The organism is Klebsiella sp. MPUS7 (genome assembly GCF_009905335.1).
Classification (GTDB): Bacteria; Pseudomonadota; Gammaproteobacteria; order Enterobacterales; family Enterobacteriaceae; genus Klebsiella; species Klebsiella grimontii.
Window position 1 is genome coordinate 2,255,453 of record NZ_CP047604.1, and the last position, 26,406, is coordinate 2,281,858.

26 protein-coding genes, 2 tRNA genes and 1 other RNA gene are annotated in these 26,406 nt (G+C 51.7%); 16 read left to right on the plus strand and 13 right to left on the minus strand.

Annotated features, from left to right (window positions below; genetic code table 11):
* The first annotated feature begins 55 nt into the window (after positions 1-55).
* Positions 56-499 (plus strand): Lrp/AsnC family transcriptional regulator, encoded by a 444-nt coding sequence (locus tag GUC22_RS10570; RefSeq protein WP_004133011.1) that lies wholly within the window; start codon positions 56-58, stop codon positions 497-499.
* Positions 500-606: 107 nt separating this feature from the next.
* Here the strand turns inward: GUC22_RS10570 and GUC22_RS10575 are convergent.
* The 5 genes from GUC22_RS10575 to GUC22_RS10595 form a co-directional block, all read right to left on the minus strand.
* A non-coding RNA gene (locus tag GUC22_RS10575) (RtT sRNA) lies at positions 607-737 on the minus strand.
* Positions 738-781: 44 nt separating this feature from the next.
* Positions 782-866 (minus strand) — tRNA-Tyr (locus GUC22_RS10580).
* Between the two features lie 35 nt (positions 867-901).
* Positions 902-986, minus strand: a tRNA-Tyr gene (locus GUC22_RS10585).
* Between the two features lie 159 nt (positions 987-1,145).
* Positions 1,146-1,988, minus strand: a complete 843-nt coding sequence (gene purU / locus GUC22_RS10590; protein WP_024357873.1) for a formyltetrahydrofolate deformylase — start codon at positions 1,986-1,988, stop codon at positions 1,146-1,148.
* 42 nt (positions 1,989-2,030) lie between these two features.
* The gene (locus GUC22_RS10595) at positions 2,031-2,489 is read right to left on the minus strand and encodes a YchJ family protein (RefSeq protein WP_004132203.1); all 459 of its coding nucleotides are present in this window, start codon (positions 2,487-2,489) and stop codon (positions 2,031-2,033) included.
* Between the two features lie 112 nt (positions 2,490-2,601).
* Between GUC22_RS10595 and rssA the strand changes: the two genes are divergently transcribed.
* From rssA to galU, 3 genes are all read left to right on the plus strand, one after another.
* Positions 2,602-3,501, plus strand: coding sequence for a patatin-like phospholipase RssA (gene rssA / locus GUC22_RS10600; protein ID WP_102649715.1), 900 nt, complete (start codon positions 2,602-2,604; stop codon positions 3,499-3,501).
* Positions 3,502-3,590: 89 nt separating this feature from the next.
* Positions 3,591-4,604: a two-component system response regulator RssB gene (gene rssB / locus GUC22_RS10605; RefSeq protein ID WP_024357875.1), complete on the plus strand. Its 1,014-nt coding sequence runs from the start codon at positions 3,591-3,593 to the stop codon at positions 4,602-4,604.
* 197 nt (positions 4,605-4,801) lie between these two features.
* Positions 4,802-5,704, plus strand: a complete 903-nt coding sequence (gene galU, locus GUC22_RS10610) for a UTP--glucose-1-phosphate uridylyltransferase GalU (protein ID WP_004121722.1) — start codon at positions 4,802-4,804, stop codon at positions 5,702-5,704.
* A 134-nt stretch (positions 5,705-5,838) separates the two neighbouring features.
* Here the strand turns inward: galU and hns are convergent, their stop codons facing one another.
* Entirely contained in the window at positions 5,839-6,246 is a 408-nt protein-coding gene (gene hns / locus GUC22_RS10615) for a histone-like nucleoid-structuring protein H-NS (RefSeq protein ID WP_004121719.1), read from the minus strand.
* 556 nt (positions 6,247-6,802) lie between these two features.
* Here hns and tdk point away from each other — a divergent pair.
* Positions 6,803-7,420: a thymidine kinase gene (tdk, locus tag GUC22_RS10620; RefSeq protein WP_004132199.1), complete on the plus strand. Its 618-nt coding sequence runs from the start codon at positions 6,803-6,805 to the stop codon at positions 7,418-7,420.
* Positions 7,421-7,596: 176 nt separating this feature from the next.
* On the opposite strand, the gene adhE is transcribed toward tdk, so the two are convergent.
* Entirely contained in the window at positions 7,597-10,272 is a 2,676-nt protein-coding gene (adhE, locus tag GUC22_RS10625) for a bifunctional acetaldehyde-CoA/alcohol dehydrogenase (protein WP_004132197.1), read from the minus strand.
* Positions 10,273-10,750: 478 nt separating this feature from the next.
* On the opposite strand from adhE, the gene GUC22_RS10630 reads away from it, so the two are divergent.
* From GUC22_RS10630 to GUC22_RS10660, 7 genes are all read left to right on the plus strand, one after another.
* Positions 10,751-11,398, plus strand: coding sequence for a YchE family NAAT transporter (locus GUC22_RS10630; protein WP_004132196.1), 648 nt, complete (start codon positions 10,751-10,753; stop codon positions 11,396-11,398).
* Between the two features lie 747 nt (positions 11,399-12,145).
* Positions 12,146-13,777 carry an oligopeptide ABC transporter substrate-binding protein OppA gene (gene oppA / locus GUC22_RS10635; RefSeq protein ID WP_004134042.1) on the plus strand — a complete coding sequence of 544 codons (1,632 nt, stop codon included), beginning with the start codon at positions 12,146-12,148 and terminating at the stop codon, positions 13,775-13,777.
* Positions 13,778-13,865: 88 nt separating this feature from the next.
* Positions 13,866-14,786 (plus strand): oligopeptide ABC transporter permease OppB, encoded by a 921-nt coding sequence (gene oppB / locus GUC22_RS10640; RefSeq protein WP_004121700.1) that lies wholly within the window; start codon positions 13,866-13,868, stop codon positions 14,784-14,786.
* Positions 14,787-14,800: 14 nt separating this feature from the next.
* Entirely contained in the window at positions 14,801-15,709 is a 909-nt protein-coding gene (oppC, locus tag GUC22_RS10645; RefSeq protein ID WP_004121697.1) for an oligopeptide ABC transporter permease OppC, read from the plus strand.
* An 11-nt stretch (positions 15,710-15,720) separates the two neighbouring features.
* A complete protein-coding gene (locus GUC22_RS10650; RefSeq protein ID WP_024357876.1) occupies positions 15,721-16,734 on the plus strand; it encodes an ABC transporter ATP-binding protein in 1,014 nt (337 codons plus the stop codon).
* Positions 16,731-17,735: a murein tripeptide/oligopeptide ABC transporter ATP-binding protein OppF gene (gene oppF / locus GUC22_RS10655; RefSeq protein ID WP_004121693.1), complete on the plus strand. Its 1,005-nt coding sequence runs from the start codon at positions 16,731-16,733 to the stop codon at positions 17,733-17,735. Before GUC22_RS10650 ends, oppF begins: the two co-directional genes overlap by 4 nt.
* Before the next feature lie 45 nt (positions 17,736-17,780).
* The gene (locus GUC22_RS10660; RefSeq protein WP_160183508.1) at positions 17,781-18,617 is read left to right on the plus strand and encodes an ion transporter; all 837 of its coding nucleotides are present in this window, start codon (positions 17,781-17,783) and stop codon (positions 18,615-18,617) included.
* A gap of 67 nt (positions 18,618-18,684) precedes the next feature.
* On the opposite strand, the gene GUC22_RS10665 is transcribed toward GUC22_RS10660, so the two are convergent.
* Positions 18,685-19,014, minus strand: coding sequence for an HI1450 family dsDNA-mimic protein (locus tag GUC22_RS10665; RefSeq protein WP_004103097.1), 330 nt, complete (start codon positions 19,012-19,014; stop codon positions 18,685-18,687).
* Positions 19,015-19,048: 34 nt separating this feature from the next.
* A complete protein-coding gene (gene cls / locus GUC22_RS10670; RefSeq protein WP_004134054.1) occupies positions 19,049-20,509 on the minus strand; it encodes a cardiolipin synthase in 1,461 nt (486 codons plus the stop codon).
* A gap of 143 nt (positions 20,510-20,652) precedes the next feature.
* Here cls and GUC22_RS10675 point away from each other — a divergent pair, with 143 nt between their 5' ends.
* Positions 20,653-20,826 carry a YciY family protein gene (locus tag GUC22_RS10675; RefSeq protein WP_004121687.1) on the plus strand — a complete coding sequence of 58 codons (174 nt, stop codon included), beginning with the start codon at positions 20,653-20,655 and terminating at the stop codon, positions 20,824-20,826.
* Positions 20,827-20,884: 58 nt separating this feature from the next.
* Here GUC22_RS10675 and GUC22_RS10680 read toward each other — a convergent pair whose 3' ends face one another.
* Entirely contained in the window at positions 20,885-21,181 is a 297-nt protein-coding gene (locus tag GUC22_RS10680; RefSeq protein WP_004103089.1) for a YciI family protein, read from the minus strand.
* A gap of 220 nt (positions 21,182-21,401) precedes the next feature.
* Here GUC22_RS10680 and tonB point away from each other — a divergent pair, with 220 nt between their 5' ends.
* Entirely contained in the window at positions 21,402-22,130 is a 729-nt protein-coding gene (tonB, locus tag GUC22_RS10685) for a TonB system transport protein TonB (RefSeq protein ID WP_196406253.1), read from the plus strand.
* A gap of 19 nt (positions 22,131-22,149) precedes the next feature.
* Here tonB and GUC22_RS10690 read toward each other — a convergent pair whose 3' ends face one another.
* From GUC22_RS10690 to pfkB, 3 genes are all read right to left on the minus strand, one after another.
* Positions 22,150-23,022, minus strand: a complete 873-nt coding sequence (locus GUC22_RS10690; protein ID WP_116943553.1) for a fructosamine kinase family protein — start codon at positions 23,020-23,022, stop codon at positions 22,150-22,152.
* A 106-nt stretch (positions 23,023-23,128) separates the two neighbouring features.
* The gene (ghoS, locus tag GUC22_RS10695) at positions 23,129-23,413 is read right to left on the minus strand and encodes a type V toxin-antitoxin system endoribonuclease antitoxin GhoS (protein ID WP_004134059.1); all 285 of its coding nucleotides are present in this window, start codon (positions 23,411-23,413) and stop codon (positions 23,129-23,131) included.
* A 92-nt stretch (positions 23,414-23,505) separates the two neighbouring features.
* Positions 23,506-24,438, minus strand: a complete 933-nt coding sequence (pfkB, locus tag GUC22_RS10700; protein WP_024357880.1) for a 6-phosphofructokinase II — start codon at positions 24,436-24,438, stop codon at positions 23,506-23,508.
* A gap of 289 nt (positions 24,439-24,727) precedes the next feature.
* On the opposite strand from pfkB, the gene GUC22_RS10705 reads away from it, so the two are divergent.
* Positions 24,728-25,486 carry a YdiY family protein gene (locus GUC22_RS10705; protein ID WP_004121674.1) on the plus strand — a complete coding sequence of 253 codons (759 nt, stop codon included), beginning with the start codon at positions 24,728-24,730 and terminating at the stop codon, positions 25,484-25,486.
* Between the two features lie 270 nt (positions 25,487-25,756).
* Positions 25,757-25,990 (plus strand): hypothetical protein, encoded by a 234-nt coding sequence (locus GUC22_RS10710; protein ID WP_004134060.1) that lies wholly within the window; start codon positions 25,757-25,759, stop codon positions 25,988-25,990.
* Positions 25,991-26,406: the final 416 nt, after the last annotated feature.

Below are 26,406 nucleotides of genomic sequence, written 5' to 3' on the forward strand. Positions count from 1 at the left end.
CAGGGGTGATATAAGGTTGAAAACGTAAATGGCTTTTTAAAATTAGGTGAAAATGATGGATAACCTTATTGATGATATCGACCGACAAATTTTAGCCTGTCTGGTGGAGGATGCGCGCGTCTCGCTGAAGGTGCTGAGCGGTCATATTGGCCTGACCTCGCCCAGCACGGCGGAGCGTCTGAAAAGGCTTGAGGAGCGCGGGGTGATTCAGGGTTACGGCGCGCGGGTGAATCTTGCGGCGTTAGGCTATACGCTGCAGGCGCTGGTGCGGGTTCGCCCATTGCCTGGGTTGTTACATAAAGTGGATAAGTACATTCAGGCGATGCCGGAGTGCATTGAAAGCGACAAAGTGACCGGCGAGGATTGCTTTGTCATCAGGCTGGTGGTGCGGTCGATAGAGCAGTTGGATACGCTGCTCGATGGCCTGGCGGAGCATGCCCAGTGCAATACCTCTATCGTGAAGAGTTCGCCGGTCAAGCGCCGGCTGCCGCCGATGTAGCCGTGCGTCGCCGGGTGGCGGCAGAGTCTTACCCGGCCTACGACAAGGCAACGACATAACGGGTGGCAATGTATTTTTCAGGGATAATTAAGCTACAGAAGAAATGATGGTGGTGGGGGAAGGATTACTCGTCGCGCTGCGCCTCGCCCTTCGGGTCGTTGCCTGCGGCAACGCTTTCTCGCTTCGCTCGAATCGAACCTTAGTCGAAGCTTCTCATCCTTCCCACATGGGATGAATACGGGGCGCTGAGCGAAGTGTGAATTTAAAACGATATACAAGTGATGGTGGTGGGGGAAGGATTCGAACCTTCGAAGTCGATGACGGCAGATTTACAGTCTGCTCCCTTTGGCCGCTCGGGAACCCCACCAGGGGTAATTTAAATTTTGAGGTCAAGCTGAGAGATGGTGGTGGGGGAAGGATTCGAACCTTCGAAGTCGATGACGGCAGATTTACAGTCTGCTCCCTTTGGCCGCTCGGGAACCCCACCACGGGGTAATGCTTAATACTGGCCTGCTTCCTTATCGGTAAGCGGGGCGCATCATATCAAATGACGCGCCACTGTAAAGTATTCCTTTGATAAAAATAAACTGGTTGCCTGATTTTTATGCGTAAAGACGCAAAGCTAACCAGCTAATTTCATTATCGATTAAAGAATAATCGTCCGGTTACCGTAAACAAATACCCGCTGAGCAAGAACCTGATACAGCGCGCGGCTCAGAACGTTTTTCTCGACGTCGCGTCCAGCGCGCATCATATCTTCCGCAGTGTAGGTATGATCGACGTGAATGACATCCTGCATAATGATTGGACCTTCATCCAGATTATCGTTCACGTAGTGTGCGGTGGCGCCGATGATCTTCACCCCGCGGTCATAAGCCTGGTGATACGGACGCGCGCCGATAAAAGCAGGCAAGAATGAGTGGTGGATATTAATAATTTTATTCGGGAAGCGAGAGACAAACTCGGGGGTCAATACCCGCATGTATTTCGCCAGCACGACGTAATCTGGTTCAAGCGCGGCGATAGCGTCGCCCATCTTTTTATCATGCTCTTCGCGGGTTAACCCCTCATGGCTCACCAGCTGGAAGGGAATATCAAAGCGTTCTACCAGCGAGCGCAGAGTTTCGTGATTGCCGATGACGGCGGCGATTTCTACGTCCAGCCCGCCATAGTTGGCTTTCATCAGCAGATCGCCGAGGCAGTGCGCTTCTTTGGTGACCAGAATGACGACCCGACGGCGTCCTGCCGGGTTGAGCTCACGAATTGAACCTTCCGGCAGCGCGCTGTCGAGGTCAGCCAGGAGAATGGAATCATTGAAAATACCCTCGAGCTCGGTACGCATAAAGAAGCGGCCGGTCCGGTGGTCAACGAACTCATTGTTCTGCACGATGTTAAGTTCGTGCTTGTAGCAGATATTCGTGATACGCGCGATGAGGCCTTTCTGATCAGGGCAAATGGTGCGTAGTACTTTACGTTGTAGTGAATGCATCGCGGGGAAAATCCTGTAGTGTTTGCTATTCCTGCTGCTGGCTTACTGGCCGCAGCATTTTTTAAATTTTTTACCTGAACCGCAAGGGCAGGGATCGTTACGACCGATTAGCGGTCGCGTGCCGTCAATATAATACCACTGTCCGTTTTCTTTTAAGAATCGGGATCGTTCAATAATGGCCCCGGAGCGGTTATCGTCAGCGTAACGAGCGATAAAGCTGACGAAGCCCTCATCGGGGCTCTTGCCTTTATCGGCGGCAAAGACGGTGAGACCATGCCACTGCGTGCGGGTAAAACCGTTTTCAAGGTCAGCGCGAAACTGCTGCGCCTGGCAGGAGGGATGCCAGGTTTTAATCAGATAGTCGGCGTCTTTCATTACAAACGCGCTATAGCGGGAGCGCATCAGCTGTGACGGATCGGGCGCCAGCTGCGCGCCAGCCAGATAACGCTGACAACATGAGCTATACTCCAGAGCGCTGCCACAGGGGCATAATGGCGACAAAACGGCCTCCATGGGTAAAAGAGAGACGGCGCTATGCCGCCAAAGCGCATTATGTTAACTGAGGTATGGCGATGATGCCATGCCCGGAGTGGAAGGATATGTTTCGGCACTAATGAGAAAGCTTAAAATTGGATTGGCGCTAGGGGCTGGCGCCGCTCGGGGATGGTCGCATATCGGCGTGATTAATGCGTTACGGCGGACGGGTATCGACATTGATGTTATCGCAGGGTGCTCAATTGGCTCACTGGTAGGGGCGGCGTACGCCTGCAACCGACTTCCGGCGCTGGAGAAATGGGTCTGCTCCTTTAGCAACTGGGATGTCCTGAAATTAATGGATCTTTCCTGGCAGCGGGGCGGCCTGCTGCGGGGCGAGCGCGTATTTAGCCAATACCGTAAACTCATGCCCGTCAGCGAGATTGAGCGCTGCGAGCGCCGGTTTGCGGCGGTCACCACGAATTTAAGCACCGGTCGCGAACTGTGGTTTACGGAAGGGGATCTGCATCTGGCGATCCGTGCGTCCTGTAGCATGCCTGGCCTGATGGCGCCGGTGATACATAATGGCTACTGGCTGGTGGATGGCGCGGTGGTGAATCCGGTGCCGGTATCGCTGGCTCGGGCAATGGGCGCAGATATTGTCATTGCCGTTGATTTGCAGCACGATGCGCATCTGATGCAGCAGGATTTGTTATCCATGGAGGTGCCGCATCCGGAGAGCGAAGAAGATTTCTCGTGGCATTCACGGTTGCGTTCTCGCCTGGCGCGTATGACTTCGCGACGGGTGACGAGAGCGCCAACGGCGATGGAAATCATGTCGACGTCTATTCAGGTTCTGGAGAATCGCCTCAAGAGAAACCGCATGGCGGGCGACCCGCCTGATATTCTGATTCAGCCCTTTTGCCCGCAAATCTCCACGCTTGATTTCCATCGGGCTGGCGAAGCTATCGCCGCCGGGCATCTGGCAGTGGAAAAGAAAATGGATGAACTATTACCTTTAGTGCGTACCTCCGTGTAGCGCATTTGATGCATACTTAAGTAAATTCTGACAGGCGGTAGTGTGAATATCATGCCACTATTAAATTATCGTCAGTCAGGGGAGAGATCATGACGCAGCCATTGGCGGGAAAACAGATTCTGATAGTTGAAGACGAACCCGTTTTCCGCTCTCTTATGCACACTTGGTTGGCTTCACTTGGCGCGACCATCGTCCAGGCGGAAGATGGTGTGGATGCGCTGCAAAAAATGGCCGAGTCCAAACCCGATTTGATGATTTGCGATATTTCAATGCCGCGAATGAACGGTCTGCAGCTGGTAGAGCATGTGCGTAACCAGGGCGAGCAGTTGCCGATTCTGATGATTTCAGCGACGGAAAACATGGCGGACATCGCCAAAGCGTTGCGCCTGGGCGTTCAGGATATTCTGCTCAAACCGGTAAAAGATTTCGATCGCCTGAGAGAAACCGTTTATGCCTGCCTCTATCCCAATATGTTTAATTCACGTGTTGAAGAAGAAGAGCGCCTGTTTGAGGACTGGGATGCGCTGGTTAGCGATCCTACCGCGGCGTCAAGGCTGCTACAGGAGCTCCAGCCGCCGGTGCAACAGGAAATGTCACGTTGCCGGATTCACTATCGGCAGCTTGTCTCCGCCGATAAGCCTGGATTAGTGCTGGATATTGCGCCGCTATCAGAAAACGATCTGGCGTTTTATTGTCTGGATGTCACACGAGCAGGTGATAATGGGGTCCTGGCAGCCTTATTGCTGCGCGCGCTGTTCAATGGGTTGCTGCAGGAACAGCTTGCCCATCAGGGTCAGCGTTTACCAGAGATGGGCAGCCTGTTAAAACAGGTTAACCAATTGCTGCGGCAGGCTAATTTACCGGGGCAATTTCCATTATTGGTAGGGTATTACCACAGTGGCTTGAAAAATTTAATTTTAGTCTCTGCGGGTTTGAATGGCACGCTGAATACGGGGGAGCACCAAATTCAGATTAGTAATGGCGTTCCGTTGGGGACATTAGGTAATGCATATCTTAACCAAATTAGTCAACGCTGTGCATCATGGCAGTGCCAAATTTGGGGGGCTGGCGGACGTTTACGCCTGATGTTGACTACGGAGTGAACAATTGTACTTATTTTTAGGCTCGCGGGATTACCACGCGATCTTTTGTGGTGGTACTATCGCCGGGTTTAATGCGTAAAATTCCTAATTCGAAGATATCTAATCCTTTTCGGAACAGGTTTGTCTGATCAGGCTGATATACTCGATACCATATTATTAACGAGAAGTTTAAAAAACGAACAGTCCAGGAGATTTCAATGGCTGCGCTTAATTCAAAAGTAAGAAAAGCTGTCATCCCGGTTGCGGGATTAGGCACCAGGATGTTGCCCGCTACTAAGGCTATTCCGAAAGAAATGCTGCCGCTGGTAGATAAGCCATTAATTCAATATGTTGTTAACGAATGTATTGCCGCCGGGATTACTGAAATTGTTCTGGTTACGCACTCTTCGAAAAACTCTATCGAAAACCATTTCGATACCAGTTTTGAACTGGAAGCGATGCTGGAAAAACGCGTAAAACGCCAGCTGCTGGAGGAAGTACAATCTATTTGTCCGCCGCACGTAACTATTATGCAAGTGCGTCAGGGGCTGGCTAAAGGTTTGGGTCACGCTGTGCTTTGCGCGCACCCGGTTGTGGGTGATGAGCCGGTCGCGGTCATTTTACCGGACGTTATTCTTGATGAATATGAATCCGATCTGTCTCGCGACAACCTGGCCGAAATGATGGCTCGTTTTGATGAGACCGGCGCAAGCCAGATCATGGTTGAACCGGTTGCTGACGTCACCGCGTACGGCGTTGTCGATTGCAAAGGCCTGGCCCTGCAGCCGGGTGAGAGCGTGCCGATGGTTGGTGTCGTTGAGAAACCGAAAGCGGACGTGGCGCCATCTAATCTGGCGGTTGTCGGCCGCTACGTGCTGAGCGCGGATATTTGGCCGCTTCTGGCAAAAACGCCTCCGGGAGCCGGGGATGAGATTCAGCTGACCGATGCCATCGATATGCTGATCGAAAAAGAAACGGTAGAAGCCTATCATATGAAAGGCAAGAGCCACGACTGCGGTAATAAACTGGGCTATATGCAGGCTTTTGTTGAATATGGCGTACGCCACAAGTCGCTGGGCGAAGAATTTAAAGCCTGGCTGGAAAAAGCCGTAGCGAAGTAATCGTTCGTGACAGAATGCGAAACCGGGAGCGAAATTCGTTTCCCGGTTTTTTTATGCCCGACCGGGACCGGTCCCGAATAACGGATAAAAAAAATCCCGCCGAAGCGGGATTTTTAAACGGATACGATAGCTTATTACAGCAGGAAATCGTCCAGGGATTTACCTTGCTCATCCATCGCTTTCTTGATCACTGCCGGAGTACGACCCTGACCAGTCCAGGTTTTAGTTTCGCCATTCTCGTCAACGTAGCTGTATTTAGCCGGACGTGCAGCGCGCTTGGTTTTCGTTCCTGCTTTAACTGCAGCCATGGTGCTCAGCAGTTCATTAGGATCAATACCGTCTGCAATCAGCATTTCACGGTATTGCTGCAGTTTACGAGTGCGTTCTTCAATTTCCGCAGCCGCAGCGCTTTCTTCTTCACGACGTTCGTTAACGACAACTTCTAATTTTTCCAGCATTTCTTCGAGCGTTTCAAGGGTGCATTCTCTTGCCTGCGCACGAAGAGTACGGATGTTGTTCAAAATTTTAAGTGCTTCGCTCATTGTAGTAATCTCAAACTTATATTGTGGGGTGGTTTGTTGGACTAATAATAGAGCGATAAATTCAGATGTGCAATAGGGGAGAATGTAAGGAAGTCAAAATAACTTGTTATTTGTCTCGGGAATTAATTCATTTAACTTAAATTTTATGTGCGGGTTCACATCTTTTTTGCTTATAGGATGGCGGAAGGCATTAGCTAAAACCCTGAGATAGTATGCTTTTTCCGACGCGCGGTGGGGAAAATTATACTGTGTATGGATAAATATCTTTGTGGGTATTAGCGCAGCAGCGGCGATGATGTTTAATATAAAACACTTGTCCACAGCGGTTATAGCTATCAGAAAATGCTCGATAAGCACAAAAGGGCAATAGTGACGTCAGCGTGGCCGCTTGGGTCGCACCAATAGCAGGCATTACCATTCAATTAAGAGGCTTAATCTTTCGGGTATCCACACCGTGAACATTACCGGCAATACCCACACGGAGAGGGCTGATAGTAGGTGAATATATGATACAATTTTACGGCAAAAAAACACATTGATTGGGGTTACGCGGCCGATGGCACAACTTTATTTCTACTATTCAGCAATGAATGCAGGCAAGTCTACCGCTCTGTTGCAGTCTTCATACAATTACCAGGAGCGAGGGATGCGCACGCTGGTTTATACCGCGGAGATTGATGACCGCTTTGGTTCGGGGAAAGTGAGTTCAAGGATTGGCCTCTCATCGCCCGCGCGGTTGTATAATACTCAGACGGCGTTATTTGCAGACATTGCGGCAGAACATAAGCGTCAGCCGATTCACTGCGTATTAGTTGATGAGAGCCAGTTCCTGACCCGTGAGCAGGTACGCGACCTGTCTGAGGTGGTGGACCAGCTTGATATTCCGGTGTTGTGTTATGGGTTGCGAACAGATTTTCGCGGCGAACTTTTTACGGGCAGCCAATATTTGCTGGCGTGGTCCGATAAGCTGGTTGAATTAAAAACTATCTGTTTCTGCGGTCGTAAGGCGAGTATGGTTTTGCGCCTCGATCAGGAAGGGCGCCCGTACAATGAAGGGGAACAGGTCGTGATTGGCGGTAATGAACGTTATGTCTCGGTATGCCGTAAGCATTATAAAGAGGCGCTGAGCGAAGGTTCTCTGACCGCTGTACAGAACAAACAGCACATTTGCTAACCCTCCCCGCCAAACCCTCTCAGGCGCTTTTACAGCGCCTTTTTTTCCATCGCTAAGCTTAGCGCCTGGATTATACGTTTCGTCTGTCTGAGGCGATTTGTCGGCTGCTGAACGGCGGATAAAAAAAGCCCCATCAAAAGATGGGGCTTCGCGTCACTGACTTTACAGCTGTTGGATTAAGCGGATTTTTTCGCTTTCTTCTCTGCTTTAGCCGGTGCGGCTTCTTTTTTCTCTTCCACACCGCCTTCAACGTAGTTACGTCCGTAGAAGGTATCCAGCAGAATCTGTTTCAGCTCGGCGATCAGCGGGTAGCGCGGGTTTGCGCCGGTGCACTGGTCGTCAAAAGCGTCTTCAGACAGCTTATCAACGTGGGCCAGGAAGTCAGCTTCCTGCACGCCAGCTTCGCGGATAGACTTAGGAATACCCAGTTCAGCTTTAATTTCGTCCAACCAGCCAAGCAGTTTTTCGATTTTCGCTGCGGTGCGGTCACCCGGAGCAGTCAGACCCAGATGGTCAGCGATTTCAGCGTAGCGACGACGAGCCTGCGGACGGTCGTACTGGCTGAAGGCCGTCTGTTTGGTCGGGTTGTCGTTAGCGTTATAACGAATCACGTTGCTGATCAACAGGGCGTTCGCCAGACCGTGAGGAATGTGGAACTGAGAGCCCAGTTTGTGCGCCATTGAGTGACATACGCCCAGGAAGGCGTTCGCAAACGCGATACCGGCGATGGTCGCAGCACTGTGTACACGCTCACGCGCTACCGGGTTTTTAGACCCTTCATGGTAGGACGCCGGCAGGTTTTCTTTCAGCAGCTTAAGCGCCTGCAGAGCCTGACCGTCAGAGAACTCGGAAGCCAGTACGGAAACGTAAGCTTCCAGGGCATGCGTCACGGCATCCAGACCACCGAAAGCACACAGTGACTTCGGCATTTCCATAACCAGGTTGGCGTCAACAATCGCCATGTCCGGAGTCAGCGCATAGTCTGCCAGCGGATATTTCTGACCGGTTGCGTCATCGGTAACCACGGCGAACGGCGTAACTTCAGAACCGGTGCCGGAAGTCGTGGTGATCGCCACCATCTTCGCTTTGACGCCCATTTTCGGGAACTTGTAGATACGTTTACGGATATCCATAAAGCGCAGCGCCAGTTCTTCGAAGTGGGTTTCCGGATGTTCGTACATGACCCACATAATTTTCGCAGCATCCATCGGGGAGCCGCCGCCCAGCGCGATAATCACGTCTGGTTTGAAGGAGTTGGCCAGCTCAGCGCCTTTACGTACGATGGTCAGGGTCGGGTCAGCTTCAACTTCAAAGAAAACTTCCGTTTCTACGCCAGCGGCTTTCAGCACAGAAGTGATCTGGTCTGCATAGCCGTTGTTGAACAGGAAGCGGTCGGTCACGATCAGCGCGCGTTTGTGACCATCAGTAATCACTTCATCCAGCGCGATTGGCAGTGAGCCACGACGGAAGTAGATAGATTTCGGAAGTTTGTGCCACAACATGTTTTCAGCTCGCTTAGCAACGGTTTTCTTGTTGATCAGGTGCTTAGGACCAACGTTTTCCGAGATGGAGTTACCACCCCATGAACCACAACCCAGAGTCAGGGAAGGTGCGAGTTTGAAGTTATACAGGTCACCGATACCACCCTGAGAAGCCGGGGTGTTGATCAGGATACGCGCGGTTTTCATCAACTGGCCGAAGTAAGCAACGCGTTCTGGCTGGTTGTCCTGGTCGGTATACAGGCAGGAGGTGTGGCCGATGCCGCCCATTGCTACCAGTTTTTCAGCTTTATCAACTGCGTCTTCGAAATTCTTCGCACGATACATCGCCAGCGTCGGAGACAGTTTTTCGTGGGCAAACGGTTCGCTTTCATCAACGTCGGTAACTTCACCAATCAGAATTTTGGTGGAAACAGGGACGGTGAAGCCAGCCAGCTCAGCGATTTTATACGCTGGTTGACCAACGATCGCGGCGTTCAGCGCGCCGTTTTTCAGGATGATGTTCTGCACAGCCTTCAGTTCCTGGCCCTGCAGCAGATAGCCGCCGTGGCTGGAGAAACGTTCGCGAACGGCATCGTATACGGAATCAACAACCACAACGGACTGCTCAGAAGCACAAATAACGCCGTTATCGAAGGTTTTTGACATCAGTACGGAAGCGACAGCACGCTTGATATCAGCCGTTTCGTCGATGACAACCGGGGTGTTACCCGCACCAACGCCGATGGCAGGTTTACCGGAGCTGTACGCCGCTTTAACCATGCCTGGACCGCCGGTCGCGAGGATCAGGTTGATATCCGGGTGGTGCATCAGCGCGTTCGACAGTTCTACGGAAGGCTGGTCAATCCAACCAATCAGATCTTTCGGCGCACCGGCAGCGATCGCAGCCTGCAGGACGATGTCAGCAGCTTTATTGGTTGCATCTTTAGCACGCGGATGCGGAGAGAAGATGATGGCGTTACGCGTCTTCAGGCTGATCAGAGATTTAAAGATCGCAGTTGAAGTCGGGTTAGTGGTTGGGACGATACCGCAGATAATACCAATCGGTTCAGCGATGGTGATCGTACCGAAGGTGTCATCTTCAGACAGGACACCGCAGGTCTTTTCATCTTTATAGGCGTTATAGATGTATTCAGAAGCAAAGTGGTTTTTGATCACTTTATCTTCGACGATACCCATGCCGGATTCGGCAACGGCCATCTTCGCGAGAGGGATTCGAGCATCAGCAGCGGCCAGAGCGGCGGCGCGGAAGATTTTGTCGACTTGTTCTTGAGTGAAACTGGCATATTCACGCTGGGCTTTTTTTACGCGCTCTACGAGTGCGTTAAGTTCAGCGACATTAGTAACAGCCATAATGCTCTCCTGATAATGTTAAACTTTTTTAGTCAATCAGTAGCTCGATTCGACAGTATAGACATTGTGTTAACGGCTTGCATGTAAATGTTAACGTAAAGAATTTTGTGCTTCTGACTTCACCGATTGACTAAAAAAGCTTTGCTTTATTCTTTCAGGTACCGCTGTTTTGCCTCCTCGCTGGATGTAAACAAGGTTACTCACTTCTGGGTACAATTTATGTGATCTAAATCAATAATCAGCCAAGCTGATACCTTTCAGCAGGTCGTTTTTTGACCTGTTTGATCAAGTGTAATGATTAGGTATGCTAATTAAAGGATTAAATAGCATTGCGGAAACAAATAAGTAACATCCGAGCGTAATTATGAGCTTATGCGTCAGCAGAGATGAATTATGCCATCAAACAGCGTATCTTCTCGCGGATATTTTATGCTGGTAACTATCAACAGCCATTTTTAATGATGCTGCGGAGCGCCCTGTGATTCAGTCGATGTTTGATTTTTCAGCTTACTTTAAATTTTTTATTGGATTATTTGCGCTGGTCAACCCGGTAGGCATTATCCCGGTCTTTATTAGCATGACCAGCTACCAGACGGCTGCGGTGCGTAACAAAACCAACCTGACAGCCAACCTGTCGGTGGCCATTATCCTGCTCACGTCGCTATTTTTAGGTGACGCGATTCTGCAGGTCTTCGGGATTTCCATCGATTCATTCCGTATTGCTGGCGGAATTCTGGTCGTCACTATCGCCATGTCGATGATCAGCGGCAAGCTTGGGGAGGATAAACAGAACAAACAAGAAAAATCAGAAACGGCCATTCGCGAAAGTATCGGCGTTGTTCCGCTGGCGCTGCCTCTGATGGCGGGACCCGGCGCCATCAGCTCAACCATTGTCTGGGGAACCCGCTACCATAGCGTCGCCCATTTTGTCGGATTTTCAGTGGCGATTGCTCTTTTTGCGCTGTGCTGCTGGGGGATTTTCCGTATGGCCCCCTGGCTGGTTCGCCTGCTTGGCCAAACCGGCATTAACGTGATTACCCGTATCATGGGGCTGCTGCTGATGGCGCTTGGGATCGAGTTCATCGTTACCGGGATTAAGGCGCTCTTTCCTGGCCTCGTGAATTAACCAGCGTCCGACTCGCGGGACAATCTGTTCCGCGTTTGCTCATTATCGGCAAAACATATTAAAAAAAGTGATTTTCCGCCCTGCAATACGCTTTTCTAATGCTTTGTCATTACTGTTTATTATCAAGAATTTACCCATTCCCCTCGTCACCATCGCGGCTTTTTACCCACATTAATTACTGTTATTTTCTTCACATCATTCTCTGGTGCTTGCCGTCTGATAATCGAAATGATATTAGTAATTTCCCCTATGAAGCAGATGAATGTGCTAAATAATAAGCGATTGTTAAATTTTCGTACAAAAAAGCAGCTGTTCGGCGCGGGATGACGCATAGCGTGAGGGATTTATCACAATCCTTTGATAGTAATAAGATTAATAAACTTGGCCGTGCGAATAAGGGAATAAAACTCCGCCGCCTGCGGGCCACAAAAGAGAATTCGGTAACATATTTGCAAATTGCATTGGCGGACAATAAAGCGTTTTGGTACTTTCCGGCGTGATCTTTGGCGGAATACCTACGCAAATGAGAATTTTTATTATATAGCCCCTCGGGACTAAAATTGCCTCCGGACAGGGGGGTAAGAATCGACGTCAAGGTTGCCGTTTGAGCGGCCGTAATAAATAAGTCGGTGATAGCAAGCAGTACTCTCTGACAGCAGCATAAACTCCTGCACTGTTCAGAATCCAGAAAAGAGAAAACAGGCTGGTTAAATAACCAGTAATTATAATGATTGGAGTAACAAACACATGACCATCATCACGAAAAAAAGCCTGGTAGCCGCAGGAGTACTCTCTGCGTTAATGACCATCAACGCCGCCGTTGCGGCAGATGTACCGGCAGGGGTACAGCTGGCGGACAAACAAACGCTGGTACGTAACAACGGCTCCGAAGTTCAGTCCCTCGATCCGCATAAAATTGAAGGCGTGCCGGAGTCCAATATTAACCGCGATTTGTTTGAAGGGCTGCTGGTAAGCGACCTCGACGGTCATCCGGTCGCGGGCGTTGCGGAAAAATGGGACAACAAAGATTTTAAAGTCTGGACCTTCCATCTACGTAAAGATGCAAAGTGGTCCGACGGCACGCCGGTTACGGCACAAGATTTCGTTTATAGCTGGCAGCGCCTGGCGGATCCGAAAACCGCTTCTCCTTATGCAAGCTATCTGCAGTATGGTCATTTAGCCAATATTGACGACATTATCGCCGGGAAAAAACCAGCGACCGATCTGGGCGTAAAAGCGCTTGACGATCATACCTTTGAAGTGACCCTTAGCGAACCGGTGCCGTACTTCTACAAACTGCTCGTTCACCCATCCGTTTCGCCGGTACCTAAATCCGCCATTGAGAAATTCGGTGACAAATGGACCCAGCCGGCCAATATCGTCAGCAATGGCGCGTATAAATTAAAAGATTGGGTTGTGAACGAACGCATTGTTCTGGAGCGTAATACCAACTACTGGGATAACGCCAAAACCGTGATTAATCAGGTCACCTTCCTGCCGATTTCTTCAGAAGTCACCGATGTTAACCGCTACCGCAGCGGTGAAATCGATATGACCTATAACAACATGCCGATCGAGCTGTTCCAGAAACTGAAAAAAGAGATCCCGAAGGAAGTTCACGTCGATCCGTATCTGTGTACTTATTATTACGAAATCAATAACCAGAAAGCCCCGTTTACCGATGTTCGCGTGCGTACGGCTCTGAAGATGGCGCTGGATCGCGACATTATTGTCAATAAAGTGAAGAACCAGGGCGACCTGCCAGCCTATAGCTACACGCCGCCTTATACCGATGGCATGAAGCTTATTGAGCCCGAGTGGTTCAAGTGGTCGCAGGAAAAACGTAACGAAGAAGCGAAAAAATTGCTGGCCGAAGCGGGCTATAGCGCTGATAAGCCGCTGACATTCAATCTGCTGTATAACACTTCCGATTTGCACAAAAAACTGGCTATCGCGGTGGCGTCCATCTGGAAGAAAAACCTCGGCGTAAACGTGAAGCTGGAAAACCAGGAATGGAAAACCTTCCTTGATAACCGCCATCAGGGCACCTTTGATATTGCGCGCGCCGGCTGGTGTGCGGACTATAACGAACCGACCTCCTTCCTCAATACGATGCTGAGCGACAGCTCAAACAACACATCACATTATAAGAGCCCGGCTTTCGACAAGATTATCGCTGAAACGCTGAAAACCAGCGACGAAGGGAAACGCGCGGACCTCTATGCGCAATCTGAGCAGCAGCTGGATAAAGACTCCGTCATCGTACCGGTCTTCTATTATGTCAACGCCCGCTTGGTTAAACCGTGGGTAGGTGGCTATACCGGCAAAGACCCGCTGGATAATACCTATACAAGAAATATGTACATTGTGAAGCACTAATGGCAATACGTGGGGCAGGCGTTAACGCTTGCCTCACGGTGTCTTATTTCATCGCACTATTAAAGGCACAGGCCAGAAGGTACGGGCAATGTTAAAATTCATCTTTCGTCGCTGTCTGGAAGCGATTCCGACGCTATTTATTCTTATTACTATCTCTTTCTTCATGATGCGCCTTGCACCGGGAAGCCCTTTTACCGGTGAACGTACGCTGCCGCCGGAAGTCATGGCGAATATTGAAGCAAAATACCATTTAAACGACCCCATCATGACCCAGTACTTCAATTACCTGAAGCAGCTGGCGCACGGTGATTTCGGTCCTTCCTTTAAATATAAAGATTACTCGGTTAACGATCTGGTCGCTTCCAGCTTCCCGGTGTCAGCCAAATTAGGCTTCGCCGCGTTTTTTCTGGCGGTTGTGCTTGGCGTGAGCGCCGGGGTGATTGCGGCTTTGAAGCAAAATACAAAATGGGATTTTGCCGTGATGGGGGTGGCAATGACCGGGGTGGTGATACCGAGTTTCGTGGTCGCGCCGTTACTGGTCATGATATTTGCTATCACCCTGCACTGGCTGCCGGGCGGCGGATGGAACGGCGGGGCGCTGCAATATATGATTTTGCCGATGGTCGCCCTGTCGTTGGCCTATATCGCCAGCATCGCGCGTATTACCCGTGGCTCTATGATCGAAGTTCTCCACTCTAACTTCATTCGCACCGCCCGGGCAAAAGGCTTACCGATGCGGCGCATTATTCTGCGCCATGCATTAAAGCCCGCGCTGCTGCCGGTGCTCTCCTATATGGGGCCCGCCTTTGTCGGCATTATTACCGGCTCAATGGTTATCGAAACCATCTATGGCCTGCCGGGAATCGGTCAACTGTTCGTCAACGGCGCGCTGAACCGCGACTACTCGCTGGTCCTTAGTCTGACCATTCTGGTGGGCGCATTGACCATTCTGTTTAACGCGATTGTTGACGTGCTGTACGCCGTTATCGATCCGAAGATCCGTTACTAACGCTGGGGTTCGCCATGATGTTAAGTAAGAAAAACAACGAGGCGCTGGAAAACTTCAGTGAAAAGCTGGAAGTCGAGGGACGCAGCCTCTGGCAGGACGCTCGCCGCCGCTTTATGCATAACCGCGCTGCCGTCGCCAGCCTGATTGTGCTGGTGATTATTGCGCTGTTTGTCACCATCGCGCCGATGGTATCGCAGTTTTCCTATTACGATACCGATTGGGGCATGATGTCCAGCGCGCCCGATATGGAGTCCGGGCACTACTTTGGTACCGACTCTTCCGGCCGCGACCTGCTGGTGCGGGTGGCGATTGGCGGGCGTATCTCATTAATGGTCGGCGTGGCTGCTGCGCTGGTGGCGGTGATTCTGGGAACGCTTTACGGGTCGCTTTCCGGCTATCTTGGCGGCAAAGTGGATTCGGTAATGATGCGTCTGCTGGAAATCCTCAACTCCTTCCCGTTTATGTTCTTCGTCATCCTGCTGGTGACCTTTTTTGGTCAGAATATCCTGCTGATTTTCGTTGCCATCGGGATGGTCTCCTGGCTGGATATGGCGCGTATCGTTCGCGGCCAGACCCTGAGCCTGAAGCGTAAAGAGTTTATTGAAGCTGCGCAGGTTGGCGGCGTTTCAACGGGCAATATCGTTATCCGCCATATCGTGCCTAACGTGCTTGGCGTGGTCGTGGTGTATGCCTCACTGCTGGTGCCGAGCATGATTTTGTTCGAATCCTTCCTGAGCTTCCTCGGCCTGGGTACCCAGGAGCCGTTAAGCAGCTGGGGCGCGCTGCTCAGCGATGGCGCCAACTCGATGGAAGTTTCGCCGTGGCTACTGCTGTTTCCTGCCGGTTTCCTGGTGGTAACGCTGTTTTGTTTTAACTTTATCGGCGATGGCCTGCGTGATGCCCTCGACCCGAAAGACCGCTAAGGAGCGCCGACATGAGTACGATGGAAACGGCGAAAGCGCCGCAGGCAGCACAACAATCCGGACTGCTTCTGGATGTGAAAGATCTCCGCGTCACCTTTGGTACTCCCGATGGTGATGTGACCGCGGTCAACGATCTCAATTTTAATCTGCGGGCAGGGGAAACCTTAGGCATCGTGGGCGAGTCCGGTTCCGGTAAATCGCAGACCGCTTTTGCGCTGATGGGCCTGCTGGCGGCGAACGGTCGCATCGGCGGTTCTGCGACCTTTAACGGTAAGCAGATCCTCAACCTTCCGGAGCGCGAACTGAATAAGCTGCGCGCCGAGCAGATCTCAATGATTTTTCAGGACCCGATGACCTCGCTGAATCCGTATATGCGGGTAGGGGAGCAGCTGATGGAAGTCCTGATGCTGCATAAAGCGTTGAGCAAAGCCGAAGCCTTTGAAGAGTCGGTGAAAATGCTGGACGCGGTCAAAATGCCCGAAGCGCGTAAACGGATGAAAATGTATCCGCACGAATTTTCCGGCGGCATGCGCCAGCGCGTAATGATTGCGATGGCGCTGCTGTGCCGGCCTAAGCTGCTGATTGCCGATGAGCCGACAACGGCGCTGGACGTGACCGTACAGGCGCAAATCATGACGCTGCTTAATGAGCTCAAGCGCGAGTTCAATACGGCGATCATTATGATTACCCACGATCTCGGCGTCGTCGCCGGGATCTGCGATAAGGTGCTGGTAATGTACGCCGGGCGTACGATGGAATATGGTCAGGCGCGCGACGTCTTTTATCAACCATCGCACCCTTATTCTATCGGTCTGCTCAATGCGGTGCCGCGGCTGGATGCGGAAGGCGATGCTCTGTTAACGATTCCGGGCAATCCGCCGAACCTGCTGCGGCTGCCGAAGGGCTGTCCGTTCCAGCCGCGCTGTCCGCATGCGATGGAAATTTGCAATAGCGCTCCGCCTCTGGAGGAGTTTGCACCGGGCCGCCTGCGCGCCTGCTTTCAACCGGTGGGGGATTTGCTATGAACGCCGTAACGGAACAAAGAAAAGTCCTGCTCGAAATCGCCGATCTGAAAGTGCACTTTGATATTAAAGACGGTAAACAGTGGTTCTGGCAGCCGTCGAAAACGCTGAAAGCGGTGGATGGCGTAACGCTGCGTCTGTATGAAGGTGAAACCCTGGGCGTGGTCGGCGAGTCCGGATGCGGAAAATCGACCTTCGCGCGCGCGATCATTGGTCTGGTCAAAGCCACCGACGGTAAAGTCGCCTGGCTAGGTAAAGATTTGCTGGGAATGAAGGCCGACGAATGGCGCGACGTGCGTAGCGATATTCAGATGATCTTTCAGGATCCGCTGGCGTCGCTAAACCCGCGCATGACTATCGGGGAAATTATCGCCGAGCCGCTGCGTACCTATCATCCGAAAATGCCGCGTCAGGAAGTTCGCGATCGCGTTAAGGCGATGATGATGAAAGTGGGGCTGCTGCCGAACCTGATTAACCGCTACCCGCATGAGTTCTCCGGCGGCCAGTGTCAGCGCATCGGTATTGCCCGTGCGCTCATTCTTGAGCCGAAGCTCATTATTTGCGATGAGCCGGTTTCGGCGCTGGATGTGTCGATTCAGGCGCAGGTAGTGAATCTGCTGCAGCAGCTGCAGCGTGAAATGGGACTATCGCTGATTTTTATCGCCCACGATCTGGCGGTGGTGAAGCACATTTCTGACCGCGTACTGGTGATGTATCTCGGGCATGCCGTGGAACTGGGCACCTACGATGAGGTGTACCATAATCCGCTGCATCCTTATACCAAAGCGCTGATGTCGGCGGTGCCGGTGCCGGACCCCGATAAAGAGAAGAATAAAACTATCCAACTGCTGGAGGGGGAATTGCCATCGCCGATTAACCCGCCGTCGGGATGCGTATTTCGCACGCGGTGCCCGATTGCCGGGCCGGAGTGCGCTAAGACGCGACCGGTGCTGGAGGGCAGTTTCCGACACGCGGTTTCCTGCCTGAAGGTAGACCCGTTATAATCTCTGGGGCTGACGCAGGTCAGCCCTTTTTTTAGCGAGGTTAACGTGGCTTTTCATATTCATGCCGCTCGTCTGCGGCTGTATCATTTACTCTTCGATCAAAACCGTCGCTCCGGCCGGCATTTTGAGGGATTCTGCGGCCTCTTTGCGCTGCTTAGCGTGCTGGTGATATTTATCGAGTCCGGATTGGGAACGCAATATCATCTGACGGTAGATGAATGGCATGTCTTTGTCTGGCTTGAGCTTATTGTCACCGCGGTTTTTACCTGCGAGTATATTCTGCGCATTATCAGTTGGCCGAATCCGCTAAAGTATATTTTCAGCTTTTGGGGAATTATTGATCTTGCCACTATCTTACCGCTCTACGTAATGTGGCTATGGCCTGAGATCAGTATTGAGTACGTGTTCGCCTGGCGGGCCATGCGCGCGATTCGCGCGCTGCGTATTCTTAAACTGCTGCGTTTTATGCCGTCGCTGAATATTTTCTGGACCGCCATCGTCAGCGCTCGCCACCAGTTGATCCTGTTCTACTCTTTTATTGCCATCGTGATGGTGATTTTTGGCGCCCTGATGTATCTGGTTGAGGGGCCGCGATATGGGTTTACTACGCTGAATGCGTCGGTTTACTGGGCGATTGTGACGATAACCACGGTGGGATATGGCGACATCACGCCGCATACGCCGCTCGGGCGAATTCTGGCCTCCATCCTTATCTTAATCGGCTACTCAATTATTGCGATTCCCACCGGCTTAATTACCACCCATATGACCACGACCTTTCAGAATCGCCGTACTCAGCGCATATGTTCGAATTGTCAGCATGCAAATCATGAAAAAAACGCCCGCTACTGCAACGCCTGCGGCAGTAAACTACCCGAATAAATAAAAAAGCCTGCTCTGGTTAAACCCGGCAGGCTTATTCTGTATCGTTATTTACTTAAGAAAGATTTTATTCGCGCCACAGGATATGACAGAGCTTGTGGTCTTTTTCACGGCACAGCAGCACGCGCGCAAAAATATCGTTAATCTCGCCGCCATCTTCATCGGCCAGGCCAATGACCACTTCCGCGAAGAAGTCAGGGTTGAGGTCAAAATCGACGTGCTCTTCCCAGTCAGGCGCCGGGTCAAAGAGCTCAGCGCCGCCGCGTTCTTCAAACTGCAGATTGAACAGAATGACATCCGCCGGGTCGAGGTTGTCGACGGCCAGCTCGAGGAAAATGTCGTAAGCCTGTTCAAGCGTTTCGTCTTCGGTCAGGCGATTGTTTAAATCCATATCCATGATTGCTACCCATTAAACATCTGATTGGCACGTTTTACAGCAACGGACTGAAGAAGTAAAACAGTCGCTCGGCGATCCGCTGCCACAGCGGACGTTTTAACCATAGCCTGGCGTCCAGCAGGCGCGAGCGGGAGATATAATCATCCTGCACCGCGGCCAGATCGCTGCCAAATCCGGCATCGTCAATCACCAGCGTAATCTCGAAGTTCAACCACAGGCTGCGCATGTCGAGGTTAACGGTGCCCACCAGGCTGAGCTCGCCGTCAACCAGCACGCTCTTGGTATGCAGCAGGCCGCCTTCAAACTGGTAGATCTTCACCCCGGCAGCCAGCAGTTCGGTAAAGAAGGCGCGGCTGGCCCAGCCCACCAGCAGCGAGTCGTTCTTGCGCGGCAGGATGATGCTGACATCGACGCCGCGCTGGGCGGCGGTGCAGATGGCATGCAGAAGATCGTCACTGGGCACAAAGTAGGGAGTCGTCATGATCAAATGCTCTTTGGCCGCGTAGGCGGCAGTGAGCAGAGCCTGATGGATCAAATCTTCCGGAAAGCCCGGGCCCGAGGCGATAGTGTGAATCGTGTGCCCGCTGGCCTCTTCGAACGGCATAATGTTCGCGTCCGGCGGCGGCGGTAAAATACGTTTACCGGTTTCAATCTCCCAGTCGCAGGAGTAGACAATGCCCATGGCTGTCGCTACAGGCCCTTCCATTCGCGCCATCAGATCGATCCACTGGCCAACGCCGGAGTCCTGCTTAAAGAAACGCGGATCAACCAGATTCATACTGCCAGTATAGGCAATATAGTTATCGATCATGACCATTTTACGGTGCTGACGCAGGTCCATACGGCGCAGGAAGACGCGCATCAGGTTGACCTTCAGCGCTTCGACGACTTCAATGCCGGCATTACGCATCATCGCGGCCCAGGGGCTGCGGAAAAAGGCCACGCTCCCGGCGGAGTCGAGCATCAGCCGGCAATGTACACCGCGTCTGGCCGCCGCCATTAATGATTCGGCGACCTGGTCGGCCATGCCGCCAGGCTGCCAGATATAGAACACCATCTCAATATTGTGCCGGGCGAGCTGGATATCGCGGATGAGCGCTTGCATGACGTCATCGGACTCGGTGAGCAGCTGGAGCTGGTTTCCTTTGACGCCACCAATTCCCTGACGGCGTTCGCAGAGTTTGAACAACGATTCGGCGACCGGGCTATTATCATCGGCAAAGATATGCTTGCAGGCTTTGAGATCTTTTAACCACTTGGCCGTCGAGGGCCACATGGCCCGCGCGCGCTCGGCGCGGCGTTTACCCAGATGCAGTTCGCCAAACGAGAGATAGGCGATAATTCCCACCAGCGGAAGAATATAAATGACAAGCAGCCAGGCCATCGCTGACGGGACCGCGCGTCTTTTCATTAATATCCGTAATGTTACACCGGCGATAAGTAGCCAGTAACCAAGTATAACCAGCCAGTTCACCACCGTGTAAAAGGTTGTCATAGATGAAAAATCCTTTTGAATGACTTGATGACATGAGTTTACGCATCAACATCCATCTGGCAAATAAAAACGCAGCGAAAGCGTTGGTTAGCCAGATTCATCGGTCTATAATGCAGGCTGTTTTCACTCGTAGAGTAGTTGTAATGAAGCGTAGTAGAACGGAAGTAGGGCGCTGGCGCATGCTTCGGCAGGTGAGCCGCCGTAAAGCACGCTGGCTGGAAGGCCAGTCGCGTCGTAATATGCGCATCCTCGCCATCAGAAAAGAGCTGGTTAAGCGGCAACGACACTCTCTGCTGTTCACCTTCTCTGAGTTTTGAGAGTCGAAACAAAAGGCACCGCTCGCGGTGCCTCTGTTTTTTGCCAACATTTGGTTCTTTAGAATACTTTTTTATACGGTTTTACAGATACTTTCTGATAAACCCCTGCGGCGATATACGGATCGTCATTGGCCCATGATTGCGCCGCTTCCAGTGATTCAAATTCCGCAATTACCGTTGAGCCGGTGAAGCCCGCCGCGCCGGGTTCATTACTGTCGACTGCGGGCATTGGGCCGGCGGTCAGTAAACGACCTTCATCATGTAATAATTGCAAACGCGCCAGGTGGGCGGGACGTACCGACGTCCGTTTTTCCAGAGAGTCGGCGATATCTTCAGCGTAGATAACGTAAAGCACGGCATGGCTCCTTATCAATAAATTGGCGAATCACGTTAAGTGAAACCGTCGTTGACTGCAATGCAAAGATGCTCACGATCCCCAGAATGCCACGTCCCGGCGGCTTTTTGTCATAAATCAGGGCAAATTTTGATACAAGCCAACAACCCTAGTTGAATATGATTGCTATTTGCATTTAAAATCGGGGCATCATTTTTCAACAGAAACGACTATGAGCGCAATGACCTTTGATTTACCTCGCCGCTTTCCGTGGCCCACGCTACTGTCTGTGGTTATCCACGGCGGTGTTGTCGCGGCGCTGCTCTATACTTCGGTACATCAGGTTATTGAACGGCCGTCACCCTCACAGCCCATTGAGATTACTATGGTGGCCCCGGCAGATCTGGAACCGCCTCAGGCGGCTCAGCCGGTCGTTGAACCCATCGTTGAACCGGAACCAGAGCCGGAACCGGAAGTGATTCCTGAACCGCCAAAAGAGGTGCCGGTCGTTATCCATAAACCGAAACCTAAACCGAAGCCAAAGCCTAAACCGAAGCCGGAAAAAAAGGTTGAGCAACCGAAGCGTGATGTCAAACCGGCGGAAACGCGCCCGGCCTCGCCGTTTGAAAATACAAATACGGCGCCAGCGCGCACCGCGCCGAGCACCTCAACCGCGAACGCTAAACCGACCGTCACGGCGCCGACCGGACCGCGGGCGTTAAGCCGTGGAGAACCGAGCTATCCTGCTCGTGCGCAGGCGCTGCGCATTGAAGGGAATGTTCGGGTTAAGTTCGACGTCACGGCGGAAGGGCGCGTGGATAACGTGCAGATCCTCTCTGCCCAGCCGGCCAATATGTTTGAGCGTGAAGTGAAAAACGCTTTACGTAAATGGCGCTATGAACCGGGTAAACCAGGAACCGGCATTACCATGACCATTCAGTTCCGCCTGAAAGGCGTACAAATCAGCTAATCCGCATAAGCAAGGCCCCTTACGGGGCCTTATCCATGAACACGTCATCAAGCGCTTTCTGCGCCGTCACCAGATGTTGTCCGCCAAACAGAATTGCGCGATTCAGCAGCGTATAGAGCTGGTAGATGGGTTGCCGCTCAAGAAACCCGGACGGTAGCGGCGAAACGGATTGATAGCCATCATAGATTTGCGGCGGCTGTTCCGGATGCAGCGGGAGCATCGCCAGATCGCATTCACGATCGCCCCAGTAGCAAGCGGGGTCGAAAATATAGGGTCCGTTTGGCCCAAGCGCGCAGTTACCGGACCATAAATCACCGTGGAGCAGCGACGGCTGCGGCTGATGATTGCTCAACCGCTGCTGAATAATATCAACAAGGCTATCGATATCGCCAAAATGCAGGCCTTTCTCGGCGGCGAGCTCGAGCTGCCAGCCGATGCGCTGTTCGGCAAAGAACGTGGACCAGCGACGCTGCCAGGCGTTCGGCTGGGGAGTCGTGGAAAGGTCATTGTCAAAATCCAGACCAAACTGCGGCTGATCGCTCCATTGATGCAAATGGGCGATTTGCTGGCCTAACAGGAAAGCGTTGTGCGCATCCAGCGGGCGAGGGGGGAGATATTCCATGACCAGAAAACTATAATCACGATCGCTGCCTACGGCAAAAACCTGCGGTACGTTCACGGTTTTACTTCGCGACAGCAGCTCAAGCTGGTCTGCCTCGGCCGTGAAGATGGGTAAAAGCTCACGTTCGTCGCATTTTACGAAGTAATCGCGTCCGCCAAAGCGTAAATGCCAGGCGGCGTGGATCTCTCCACCGGGTAGTTCGTTTCGCAGTTCGATTTCAGCTGCTTTGGTATGCAAATCGCTTAACAAATTGCTGATAGCTTGCCACATGCCGTCTCTCCCCATGTCTTCCAACATTTCATAAGGTTAGCGCATAACCCCGGCGTAAAATTCGAACTGACGCACAACTGAACGTTTTCCGTTGCGTCAATCGCACTTATTGAGCTTTTATCCACTCGCTGAATGTTGACACGGTGACGTCAACGGCTCTTCCCAGCGCGGTTTCGGCCAGACCCGCGCTTAACGCTTTAACTTCATCGGCATTCTGCATGGAAAGCAGGCCGAAGGTATTGGTGCCGAGCTCGTGGACGTTCCCTTCATCATCGTTTAAGACAAGGGTAAATCCGGCGCGAGTGAGATGATTACTGAGTTCGTTAATTTCCGTTAACGTCTCTTCGTGGAATCGAACCGTGACGACCCAGGCGGTAATTTCGCTACTCATTTTTCACCCCGTTGTTATCCATGGCATTTTTAGCATAGACCATCATGCTGATTTGGCGACTCCCTCCGTTTTGCCAGAGGGAGAGAAGGAGATTATAAACCGCGCAGATAATCGTAGATTTTTTGCGTATTTTCCTGCGAGCAAAGGCGGGTGCCCTGATTGATGGTGGCCGCGCTACCCGCCGCGACGCCAAAGCGAACCATATCTTCAAGCGAGGCATTTTCCGCCAGCCTTAAGGTCATCGCGCCAACCATGCTGTCACCGGCGCCGACGGTACTCTGGCTTTTCATCGGCGGCGGTACGACCTGAACGCTACCATCGGCGTCAACACCAAGCGCTCCCTGTGCTCCCAGGGAGACGACGACGCGCTGGACTTTGCCGGAACGAATTAACTCTTGCGCGGCGAGCCGCACATCATCCGGCTGGCTCAGATCCCGCTGGACCAGCGCGCTCAGCTCTTTCTGGTTCGGTTTAACCAGTTCAATATTGCCGACATCAAGCGCTGCGGCGAGAGCATCGCCGGAACTATCAACAATACAGCGCAATCCATGCCGCTGCGCGTTTTTCACCAGCTGCGTCAGGTTTTCGACGCTGATGCCCGGCGGCAGACTGCCGCTAATTACCAGCAGCGAGCCGGGGGCGATAGTGAGAACTTTTTCCTCAATGAGGCGGAGCTCATCCGCAGTTAATGCGGCGCCAGGCATCACGAAACGATATTGCTCGCCGCTGGCGTTCACATGAACGTGAAGATTCTGCCGCGTCCAGTCGTGAGTCTCTACCGTATCGACGGGAACGTGTTCATCCGTCAGCAGCGCTGTCAGGTGTTCACCCGTTGCGCCGCCGACGGGAAAGATAGCCGTGGCGCTGCCGCCAAGAAAAGTGATGGCTCGCGCCACGTTAATACCGCCGCCTCCGGGTTCAAATACGGGGGCGCTACAGCGTAGCTTGCCTTCCGGGTAAATTTGCGGGGTTTGCGTGGCGCTGTCGAGCGAGGGGGCTAACGTGAGCGTATAGATTTTGGTCATCCGGTTTCCTCCATAATACGAATTTAGCTGCTCTGATTTTAAGCATGGCACTTAAAGGAGGTAAGGGGAAGCGACGACTAGCTTATGCCCCGGTACCCCTTTTTATCTTTATGAAATAAAAATTGTTTTGCGAAGCGTCTTATACAAAAAACGAAAGAGTAATTGATTGCTAAGTTAATCGTGCTTTTTTATAATTTACTCCCTTTCTTAGGACCGGCTATTAGCGATCCTCGCGAAAGCTCCCGGGACCCTCCTGGTCTCCTTATAGGTTGTACGGACTTAAAATTAAATGAAGCTTTTGAAGACAGTACCCGCAGCGGTGATGCTGGCGGGAGGGCTCTTTGCGTCTGCGTGCGCAATGGCCGATGATTCCGTTTTTACTGTCATGGATGACCCTTCTTCTGCAAAAAAACCTTTCGAAGGTACTGTTAACGCCGGTTATCTGGCGCAGTCCGGCAATACGAAAAGTTCCTCAATGACCGCCGACTCCACGTTGACCTGGTATGGCGATACCACCGCATGGTCGCTGTGGGGAAATGCCAGCAATACGTCGTCAAACGATCAGCGCTCTTCGGAAAAGTACGCGGTGGGCGGACGTAGCCGTTATAACCTGACCGACCAGAATTATCTTTTTGGTCAGGCGAGCTGGCTGACGGATCGTTACAATGGTTATCAGCAGCGTGATGTGTTCACCGCGGGTTATGGTCGTCAGATCATGAACGGCCCGGTACACAGCCTGCGTTTTGAATTTGGTCCTGGCGTACGCTATGACGAGTATACCGATGGTGATAATGATACTCAGCCGTTGGGCTATGCTTCCGGTACCTACGCCTGGCAGATGACCGATAACGCCAAATTTACCCAAGGCGTCTCGGTATTCGGCGCTGAAGATACGACGCTGAACTCTGAAAGTGCGTTAAACGTTGCGATTAACGCGCACTTTGCCCTCAAAGTAGCCTATAACCTGACGTGGAACTCTGAACCGCCGTCATCGGCGCCGGAACATACCGATCGCCGCACCACGCTATCGCTCGGTTATAAAATGTAATATTTTCAGGCCGGATATTCCGGCCTGATTGTTTTAAATTTAGCAATAAGTGGCATTATTATTTTTGGTCTCTTGTTTTGTTTTTTATAAAAAGAAATGGTCTCCATAATTTCCTCATAATTGCTATTTTGCTGACAAATATGCAGTCAATTTGACACGAAAAGATAAATATTGGGTCGGACAAAAATGTGATCTGGATCTATACTGTTCAACACAGGCGGAGATAACGAATCCGTTCTATTATCTGCAACAAATAAGAGAATGACTATCATGAGAAATAGCAAAATCGCACTCGCGGCCGTGATGCTGTGCACGCTGTCTTTTGGCGCATTTGCCGCCGCTCCCGCACCGCAGCCGGGTAATCACGATCGTACGCCAGTGGGCATTGCCAAAGCGACCGATGTCGAAGCGGGCTCCAACATTGCTCCGGGCTCACAATCAACCGGACAGTCAATGAACGACGCGTTTGATGTTCATAAACTTGTCGCCGGCGAATGGTCCTGATATTTAAACACCATTCATAACTTCTCTTTTATTATTTCGTCAAGCAGTAAACCGGGTAATGCTGTACCGGTTTCGCTTTCAGCGTTTGGTGTTAAATCGTCATAATTTATGTGAAATCATAAATATTCTATATGCGTCATATCGCGCTGTCGTCGTTTCTTCCGATCTATCGCTGAAGCAATTATGCAGCGTTTGTTACGCCGCCCCGTTTTTTTTCCATCAACAATAACCATTTAGTCTTATGTGACTTTTATCACGCACTAATGATGTGTAAACTAACCCTTGGTGTTATCAACAGGCGGCTGCAGGTGGGGACGTGTCGGTGAACGAGCGTGCACATATTTTCGCAGAGTGAAGCGGGAACTGGGTCTGAACTTGTTGATAATTATGATTATATTGTTTTGTATGTGCTCTTT

Coding starts and splice junctions, on each gene's coding strand:
- galU (WP_004121722.1), top strand. CDS start 4,802: ATGGCTGCGCTTAATTCAAAAGTAAGAAAAGCTGTCATCCCGGTTGCG.
- purU (WP_024357873.1), bottom strand. CDS start 1,988: ATGCATTCACTACAACGTAAAGTACTACGCACCATTTGCCCTGATCAG.
- rssA (WP_102649715.1), top strand. CDS start 2,602: ATGAGAAAGCTTAAAATTGGATTGGCGCTAGGGGCTGGCGCCGCTCGG.
- rssB (WP_024357875.1), top strand. CDS start 3,591: ATGACGCAGCCATTGGCGGGAAAACAGATTCTGATAGTTGAAGACGAA.
- tdk (WP_004132199.1), top strand. CDS start 6,803: ATGGCACAACTTTATTTCTACTATTCAGCAATGAATGCAGGCAAGTCT.
- cls (WP_004134054.1), bottom strand. CDS start 20,509: ATGACAACCTTTTACACGGTGGTGAACTGGCTGGTTATACTTGGTTAC.
- GUC22_RS10570 (WP_004133011.1), top strand. CDS start 56: ATGGATAACCTTATTGATGATATCGACCGACAAATTTTAGCCTGTCTG.
- oppB (WP_004121700.1), top strand. CDS start 13,866: ATGTTAAAATTCATCTTTCGTCGCTGTCTGGAAGCGATTCCGACGCTA.
- hns (WP_004121719.1), bottom strand. CDS start 6,246: ATGAGCGAAGCACTTAAAATTTTGAACAACATCCGTACTCTTCGTGCG.
- tonB (WP_196406253.1), top strand. CDS start 21,402: ATGACCTTTGATTTACCTCGCCGCTTTCCGTGGCCCACGCTACTGTCT.
- ghoS (WP_004134059.1), bottom strand. CDS start 23,413: ATGAGTAGCGAAATTACCGCCTGGGTCGTCACGGTTCGATTCCACGAA.
- oppA (WP_004134042.1), top strand. CDS start 12,146: ATGACCATCATCACGAAAAAAAGCCTGGTAGCCGCAGGAGTACTCTCT.
- GUC22_RS10665 (WP_004103097.1), bottom strand. CDS start 19,014: ATGGATATGGATTTAAACAATCGCCTGACCGAAGACGAAACGCTTGAA.
- GUC22_RS10710 (WP_004134060.1), top strand. CDS start 25,757: ATGAGAAATAGCAAAATCGCACTCGCGGCCGTGATGCTGTGCACGCTG.
- adhE (WP_004132197.1), bottom strand. CDS start 10,272: ATGGCTGTTACTAATGTCGCTGAACTTAACGCACTCGTAGAGCGCGTA.
- pfkB (WP_024357880.1), bottom strand. CDS start 24,438: ATGACCAAAATCTATACGCTCACGTTAGCCCCCTCGCTCGACAGCGCC.
- oppC (WP_004121697.1), top strand. CDS start 14,801: ATGATGTTAAGTAAGAAAAACAACGAGGCGCTGGAAAACTTCAGTGAA.
- GUC22_RS10675 (WP_004121687.1), top strand. CDS start 20,653: ATGAAGCGTAGTAGAACGGAAGTAGGGCGCTGGCGCATGCTTCGGCAG.
- GUC22_RS10690 (WP_116943553.1), bottom strand. CDS start 23,022: ATGTGGCAAGCTATCAGCAATTTGTTAAGCGATTTGCATACCAAAGCA.
- GUC22_RS10705 (WP_004121674.1), top strand. CDS start 24,728: ATGAAGCTTTTGAAGACAGTACCCGCAGCGGTGATGCTGGCGGGAGGG.
- oppF (WP_004121693.1), top strand. CDS start 16,731: ATGAACGCCGTAACGGAACAAAGAAAAGTCCTGCTCGAAATCGCCGAT.
- GUC22_RS10650 (WP_024357876.1), top strand. CDS start 15,721: ATGAGTACGATGGAAACGGCGAAAGCGCCGCAGGCAGCACAACAATCC.